8 protein-coding genes and 3 pseudogenes are annotated in these 6274 nt (G+C 69.8%); 6 read left to right on the top strand and 5 right to left on the bottom strand.

What is annotated here, in order from left to right:
- Positions 1-540 precede the first annotated feature (540 nt).
- Positions 541-825 carry a DnaB-like helicase C-terminal domain-containing protein gene (locus GV126_RS37820; RefSeq protein WP_159675152.1) on the top strand — a complete coding sequence of 95 codons (285 nt, stop codon included), beginning with the start codon at positions 541-543 and terminating at the stop codon, positions 823-825.
- On the opposite strand, the gene GV126_RS34260 is transcribed toward GV126_RS37820, so the two are convergent.
- Positions 711-1115, bottom strand: a complete 405-nt coding sequence (locus tag GV126_RS34260; RefSeq protein WP_159675150.1) for an SgcJ/EcaC family oxidoreductase — start codon at positions 1113-1115, stop codon at positions 711-713. The two genes, GV126_RS37820 and GV126_RS34260, sit on opposite strands and share 115 nt — an antisense overlap.
- 125 nt (positions 1116-1240) lie before the next feature.
- Here GV126_RS34260 and GV126_RS34255 point away from each other — a divergent pair.
- A pseudogene (locus GV126_RS34255) lies at positions 1241-1408 on the top strand (phosphopyruvate hydratase); the annotation flags it as partial.
- A 17-nt stretch (positions 1409-1425) separates the two neighbouring features.
- Here the strand turns inward: GV126_RS34255 and GV126_RS34250 are convergent.
- The 3 genes and pseudogenes from GV126_RS34250 to GV126_RS34240 all read right to left on the bottom strand — a co-directional run.
- The gene (locus tag GV126_RS34250) at positions 1426-2646 is read right to left on the bottom strand and encodes an MFS transporter (protein ID WP_159675148.1); all 1221 of its coding nucleotides are present in this window, start codon (positions 2644-2646) and stop codon (positions 1426-1428) included.
- Positions 2643-3017, bottom strand: a complete 375-nt coding sequence (locus tag GV126_RS34245) for a fluoride efflux transporter FluC (protein ID WP_159675146.1) — start codon at positions 3015-3017, stop codon at positions 2643-2645. Before GV126_RS34245 ends, GV126_RS34250 begins: the two co-directional genes overlap by 4 nt.
- Positions 3014-3214, bottom strand: a pseudogene (locus GV126_RS34240) (DUF190 domain-containing protein); the annotation flags it as partial. The gene GV126_RS34245 and the pseudogene GV126_RS34240, both read right to left, overlap by 4 nt.
- A 36-nt stretch (positions 3215-3250) precedes the next feature.
- Between GV126_RS34240 and GV126_RS36015 the strand changes: the two are divergent.
- Together GV126_RS36015 and GV126_RS36985 are read left to right on the top strand one after the other, a co-directional pair.
- Positions 3251-3394 (top strand): hypothetical protein, encoded by a 144-nt coding sequence (locus tag GV126_RS36015; RefSeq protein ID WP_185947748.1) that lies wholly within the window; start codon positions 3251-3253, stop codon positions 3392-3394.
- Positions 3395-3520: 126 nt separating this feature from the next.
- Positions 3521-3670, top strand: a pseudogene (locus tag GV126_RS36985) (methyltransferase); the annotation flags it as partial.
- Between the two features lie 109 nt (positions 3671-3779).
- Here GV126_RS36985 and GV126_RS34230 read toward each other — a convergent pair.
- Positions 3780-4514, bottom strand: a complete 735-nt coding sequence (locus tag GV126_RS34230; protein ID WP_159675144.1) for a maleylpyruvate isomerase family mycothiol-dependent enzyme — start codon at positions 4512-4514, stop codon at positions 3780-3782.
- 378 nt (positions 4515-4892) lie between these two features.
- Here GV126_RS34230 and GV126_RS34225 point away from each other — a divergent pair, with 378 nt between their 5' ends.
- Entirely contained in the window at positions 4893-5126 is a 234-nt protein-coding gene (locus GV126_RS34225; protein WP_159675142.1) for a hypothetical protein, read from the top strand.
- Entirely contained in the window at positions 5123-5614 is a 492-nt protein-coding gene (locus tag GV126_RS36980) for a DUF6023 family protein (RefSeq protein WP_236570372.1), read from the top strand. Before GV126_RS34225 ends, GV126_RS36980 begins: the two co-directional genes overlap by 4 nt.
- Positions 5615-6274 lie beyond the last annotated feature (660 nt).

The following is a 6274-nucleotide window of genomic DNA, read 5'->3' as shown; positions in this document are numbered from 1 at the left end:
CCCCCACAGCGACGACATCGCGCTCCTCCTGCTCCGCACACAACCGACCCCTCCGCCCACGAGCTGAAGCGCCACTGTGGGCCTCTTCGGACGGGTGGGCGCAGGGTCCGCGGTGCGCGGCCCGGGTGCGAGCGAGCCAGGCGCCGACGTCAACCTGGACCCTCATCGGGGTGTCCCGGACGCTCGTGCCGTAGCGGCGCGGGTGCCGGCACGGCAGATCGGGCCTGAAACACCTCGCGCGCCGAAGGCTGCACCCCGTCACGAACGCGAGGCCGCACTTCCTCGCCTTCGTCGGCATCGCCGCAGCCCTCGTCAGCTACCGCCGACTCACCAAATGAGGCTTTCGGCAAGTCTTCACCTGTCCTCCTCGGTCAAGCGGAAGCCGCACGAGCCGCAGACCGTAAGCCCGGCGGGCGCCGTCTGCTTGCACTGCGGGCAGTGAAACGACGGCGGTCCGGCGGGTGGAACGGTGGGAGGAGGACTGGTCGGCCAAGCCCAGCGACCCCGTCGGAGCAGCTTGAGAATCCACACCCTTCCATCATGCTTCGCGACGGCCGTCACCATCGCGCACAGCGCACCGTCAGGAACGGTGTCTCAGCCCATGTCGACCACCTCACCAGCGGGTTGCAGCCGGGCCGGATGATCGTCATCGCGGCCCGCCCCGGGATAGGCAGGTACAGCCTGGCCAGGGACATGGCCCGCGTCTGCGATCAGTCGGCGACGACTCCCGTGTTCTGGCAGGCGGTCAGCAGCCAGCGGCCGTCGTCCTGCTTGGTCATCACATACAGCGGGGCCCCTTCACTCTTGTCGTCCGGGCTCAGGTAGCGCTGACGAACTTTGACCGCTGCGACATCGGGGCGAATGAAGAGCACGTGGACCACCTCGTAACTGACCTTGCCGTCCCAGTTGGCCGCGGGGAGCACCTTGCGGGTGAACTCCGATATCGCGTCGAGGCCGATGAGAACCTTGCCGTGGGCCGTCGTCCAGACCGCGTCGGGGTGGAAGAGGCCGAGGAATTCGTCGGGGTCCTTGTGCTGCTGGGAGTGCTCGACGGCGGCAACGACCTGCTTGACGGCTTCGATGTCGGTGTCGTGCGCCGTGGATTCCGTGGTCATGGGGCCATGGTGCAACCTGAAGCACAGTTGAGATCAAGAGAGCGATCGGTCCAAGGGATCGGCTGCAGATTCGATGAGGGCGTTCGCTCAGGACGTCCACCGACCTTGGAATCGATCAGCCAGGACGTTCCGGGGAGACCGAGGACGCCTTCATCGCCGACCTCACCGTCGGCGCCGGCTGCGGGCAGATCAAGTCCGGCGCCCCAGCGCGCGGCGAACGCGTCGCCAAGTACAACCGCCTGATCGAGATCGCCATGGTCGATCCGTCCCTGCCGTACGGGATGAGCCGGTGACAGTGACCGCCGGCGTGTCAGCGTCGATCGACTCGGATGACGGCCAGCAGCACCACAGCGAGAACCTGGATGGCGACGACCACCGTGATCAGCACGGGGATCGAGTAGCCGTACAGCCCACCCGTCAGTGCGCCACCTGCCAGGCTCGCCGCACCGACGACACCGGCAAACAGCCCGTACGCGGTCGCCCGCCGCCCGCTGGGGACGAGGTCGGCGACGGTCGCGCGCAGGGTCGACTCCTGGATGCCCATGGCCGCGCCCCACACCAGTGAACCGGCCACCGCGATCGCGACCGTGTCGGTGAACGCCAGCGCCACCACGGCCGCGGTCAGCACCGGCAGAGTGACCAGCACACGCGGGCCTACCCGGTCGTACACCCATCCCGTGGCCAGCGCCGCGACCGCATCCACCGCCATCGCCGCCGCGTACACCACCGGCACCCACGCGGCGGACAGAAGATGCCGCTCGACCAGGTGGTAGGAGAGCACACCGAAGGTGGCGAAGCCGGTCGTGGTGGCCGCGGTGAAGGCGGCATAGGTCCAGAACGCCCTCGGCAGCCGCCCTTCCCGCCCGTCCGGCGCCTTGGGAGCTGCCGCCGTCACCTCGCGCTCGTAGGCTTCCGGGTCCCGGACGCGGGCCCGCAGCCAGAACAGCAGCAGCAGTACGGCGATCCCGGGGACGGCGAGCACACCGAGCGCGGGGCCGTAATCGTTCCCGGTCAGCGCCAAGACGCCCGCCACCAGCAGCGGGCCGACCAAGGCTCCGATCTGGTCCAGCGCCTCATGGACGGCGAAACCCCGGCCCCGCCCGGTCGCGGCCGTGGCATGTGACAGCAGTGTGTCCTTCGCAGGCGAGCGCACAGCCTTCCCGACCCGCTCGGAGATCACCAGCAGGCACGCGGCCCACAGCACACCGGCCACGCCCAGCAGCGGCACCGAGACGACCGTCAGGGCGTATCCAGCGATGGCCAGCCCCCAGAAGCGGCGGGTGCGGTCGGCCATCGGGCCGGAGACCAGCCGTAGCCCCAGCGCCGCCGCCTCACCCGCGCCGGTGACCACCCCGACTAACAGGGAGGACGCGCCGAGCGAGGCCAGCAGCGGGCCGGTGATCGAACGGGCGCCCTCGTAGACGAAGTCCGCGAGCAGGCTGACCGTGCCGAACCAGACCACGAACCGCCACGGCCCCATCCGCACCGACGGCAGGTCTGCTTCCCCCTTGTCAGGGACCGGCCGGTTCATGCCCACAGTGCCTGGGCGAACGACACTCCGACGCACGCTGCCCCCAGGCCGGCGACCACGCTGGCGCCGACGTCGGCGGCGGCGAAGAACCTCGCGCCGTCCTCGCCCAGGCGGAGCGTCTCGTACGAGAACGTCGAGTACGTGGTCAGCGCCCCGCACAGCCCAGTGCCGAGGAGCAACGGGACATGGGACGATGCGGTCCCGGCCGCCACGGCCCCCGACAGCAGGCTCAGGATCAGGCAGCCGACCACGTTCACGGTGAAGGTTCCCCACGGGAACACCGTGTCGTGCCGTTTCTGCACCGCCCGGTCGGTCAGATACCGCACAGGCGCTCCGACCATCGCGCCGGCGACCACGAGCAGCCGGTTCACGCCGTCTTCTCCCTGCCCACGTACCGGATGACCTCGCACGCGTCGACGATCACCAAGCGCTCCTCGACCAACTCGTCCAGCTGGGGCAGGAACTCCCGCACCCGGTCCTCGGTGTCCACGATCACGATCGCCACCGGCAGATCCTCACTCAGCGACAAAATCCGGCGGGTGTGGATCAGCGAGGAGGCACCGAAGCCAGCTTCTCAATGTCCACGGTATACGTGAAAAACGTCGTGAACGCGCCCAGGGGCAATCATCGCCGACAGGCCCGGATGCGCACCGTCACCGAGGTGCAGCCGGACATCATCAAGTGGTTCGACAGCGAGGTGCGGACCCGGGCGGTCAACGACGTCGGCTACACCGTCACCCGACGCTGAGTAGACCCGGCGCCTCACCCGCACAAACCCCCGCACCAGCGGTTGGACGAAGAAGCCCACCCGCTGATCTGGCCGGGCTGGCGTTTTTGGCAGCCGGGCAACACCTGCGCGAGCCTGCTGACACTCCTCCCGCAGCGCACCGTCGTCGCTGACGACCGGACGAAGGCCGAAGACACCTACCGCCAAGCATGCGAGGGTACGGCCCTGCTCTGGCAAGGCGGCTTCCACAACGCCCGCGAGCTGCCACAGGCGATGGGCCGCCGCATCGACCGCAAGCTGGGTCACCGAACCGACGAGCGTGCCGCTTCCCTGAGCCGCCGACCGAGGCCGAGGGCAGGCGCGCCGGGCCGGGTGCGGGGGCAGGATGCCGGACCGCCGCGTCCGGTCAGTTCCGCCAGGGCGGCGGCGTGGGCAGGGGGCCGGACGGCCGTACGGTCAGCGGCCGCCCGTCGGTCCGCCCGGTGAGCCACCCCAGCAGTTCCGCCGCCGGCCCCGACACCCGCGGGCCCGGCCCGTCGCCGACGACCCGCAGAACCCGGTCCTCGTCGGCGCACAGGGCCATGGGCGGGGCACCGGGGTCCTCGCGCAGCTTCCGCACGGTCGTCTCCAGCTCGCGGGCTACGAAGAACGCGGGCCAGTTTGCCGGGCCGTGCCCGGTGGCCAGGTCGGTGTGGTGGACCTCCACTTCACGAAGCATGCTCCCGACGGCGCCGCGCACCGGGCGCAGGCCGCCGCCGAGCCAGCGCACCGGCACCTCCCAGGCGTCGTCGGGATGCTCACCGACCGCGGTCAGGAAGCGGTGCAGCGAGCTGTCCAGGTCGTCGAGGAGGAGCGCGGCGGACCGGTCGGCACCCTCCTCGATCTCCTGCTCGCGCTGGCCTTCGTCGGCGTACTGCGGAAGGTCGGCCTCCGAACGGGCGGAGACGAGCAACCGGTGGCGGGAGTCGGCACTGCGGGCCAGGTGCGTCAGTACATGGGCGCGGCTCCAGCCGGGCAGCAGGGAGGGCGCCCGCACGTCCTCGTCCGACAGCTTCGCCGCGGTCGCGAGCAGCCGGTCGGCCGAGGTGCGGAGCAGGGGCAGCAGCGCTGCGGGGCTGTCGTGTCCTTCGTCGTGCGGCATAGGTCTCCGATCGCTGACGACGCGTCGCCTCACCTGTTCCCAGCCTGTACCGTCCTGCACCGCACCGATCGCAGCGTCCACGGCGTGCCGCCGCCCCGACCTGCGAAGGCACGGCAGGGCGGCGGCGGAGAGAGGTGCCGTCCGGCGGCCCGTCAGCTGGCCTCGACCACAGTGACTGAGCGATCTTCAAGGTCTGCCCGGAACCCGCTGCCGCTCAACAACACGGCAGGGCACTGTTCGGCCCTGCCGGTCGGGGTGCGGCCGCCGCGCACGGGATGACGGAAGTTTGAGTGCCGCGACTGTGCCGAAGCGCTGCGCTCGGGCTGACTCACCGGCGTGTCCCGGGGCGTTGTCAGTGGGGCCGGTGAGAATGGCGCGATGACTCACGCCATACCCGTGCCGCTGCCGTCCGCGCTCGTCGATCACCATGAGCTCGATCTGGAACGCACGTACACTGACGGCTGGGGCGTGAAGGTCAACGACGTGACCACCGCGCCCACCGGAGAGATGTACGTCGGTGGCAGCAACTGTGGTGGCATCGAGATCGGTCACAAATCAGCGACCTTGCCCACGTCCGAGACCGGCTGGAAATACTGGGAAACTGCCTCATGACCCATGCGAGCCCGCGGGCCCTGTCCACCGGATATGCTCTGGCCGCCGCGGTATGTCTGCTCACCTCGTGCATGTCCGGCGGCGGGAAAAGCAAGTCCGCGGACCCGACGTCTGCACCGCCCCCGGCCCGCACCTCCCAGGCCGCGACCACGGCGCAGGAGAAGAAGCTGACCGACCAGGCGCAGGCGGCCCTTGGAGCTGTTCACAGCGGCACGCTGGTCGAGGGGGGCGCCGAGCGCGTGAGCGACGGCATCCACACGCAGCCCTCCCTGAGCCAGGGCAAGGTCTACAACCTCAACCTGGTCTGCGCCGGCGCCGGCAGCGCGCAGCTGACCTTCACACCCGCGAGCGCCGGACCGAAGACCACGCTGCCCTGCGATCAGTCAGTTGTGCAGCAGAGGCTCACTGCGCACCCACCGCTGCGCATCGATGTCGAGGGCACCAAAGGTTCGACAGGCGTGATCGCCTGGCAGATTGACGCTCTCTGAGGGCAAGCACATCCTCTCGGCCTCTCTGAATCTGTACGAGACCCACTCCTGGCCGTGCTCGGCGCGTTCCTGGGAAGCGTGGGACACCGCGGGGGTGGCAGGCCGCGTGTTGTATCGACAACCTGGCCTTCCTGCCACGATTTGGACCAGCGTGGAACCGCCGCCCGCAGTGTGCGCTTCACGACCGTGATGACCTGGTAGACAGGTGTGTTCAGCCGCGGTGAACTAGGCGTGATTGAGCAGCTGATGGTCGTCGGAGCGCGGGTCGATGTCGATCCGTAGCCGTTCCGTCAGGTCCGGCTGGTTCACGCCATACATGACGCCAGGTGGGAAACCACCGTCAAAGCCCATGGCGAATGCGACGGGCACCCGGGCCCTGATCGAGGTCCCTCCTGCTCAGTCGTCACCTGCCACACGAACACCGTCACCGGCCTCGCTGCGGCACCGAAGACCGGCGTTCAGACCGCTGATGCCGCGCGGGCTCGCCGTCGGACAAGTCGGCAGCGGCGCGCTGCGCAAGGGAACGGTCGGCGGGTTCGGGTGGGGCCGGCGCATGCACGACCGCGCTCTCGCGCGAGAGCAGTCGGCCGTCCGGCCGACAGCTGTGGTGGAGCCCGTCCGCAGGACGGTCGGGGGAGGGGCCGGCGGGCCGCTCAGCGG

This window comes from Streptomyces mexicanus, assembly GCF_902506575.1.
Taxonomy (GTDB): Bacteria; Actinomycetota; Actinomycetes; order Streptomycetales; family Streptomycetaceae; genus Streptomyces; species Streptomyces mexicanus.
This window is presented reverse-complemented; position numbering and strand designations above follow the sequence as displayed.

Excerpts from the sequence above, each read along its gene's own strand:
- GV126_RS37820 (WP_159675152.1), top strand. The coding sequence starts at position 541 with ATGCTTCGCGACGGCCGTCACCATCGCGCACAGCGCACCGTCAGGAAC.
- GV126_RS34260 (WP_159675150.1), bottom strand. The coding sequence starts at position 1,115 with ATGACCACGGAATCCACGGCGCACGACACCGACATCGAAGCCGTCAAG.
- GV126_RS34250 (WP_159675148.1), bottom strand. The coding sequence starts at position 2,646 with ATGAACCGGCCGGTCCCTGACAAGGGGGAAGCAGACCTGCCGTCGGTG.
- GV126_RS34230 (WP_159675144.1), bottom strand. The coding sequence starts at position 4,514 with ATGCCGCACGACGAAGGACACGACAGCCCCGCAGCGCTGCTGCCCCTG.
- GV126_RS34225 (WP_159675142.1), top strand. The coding sequence starts at position 4,893 with ATGACTCACGCCATACCCGTGCCGCTGCCGTCCGCGCTCGTCGATCAC.
- GV126_RS36980 (WP_236570372.1), top strand. The coding sequence starts at position 5,123 with ATGACCCATGCGAGCCCGCGGGCCCTGTCCACCGGATATGCTCTGGCC.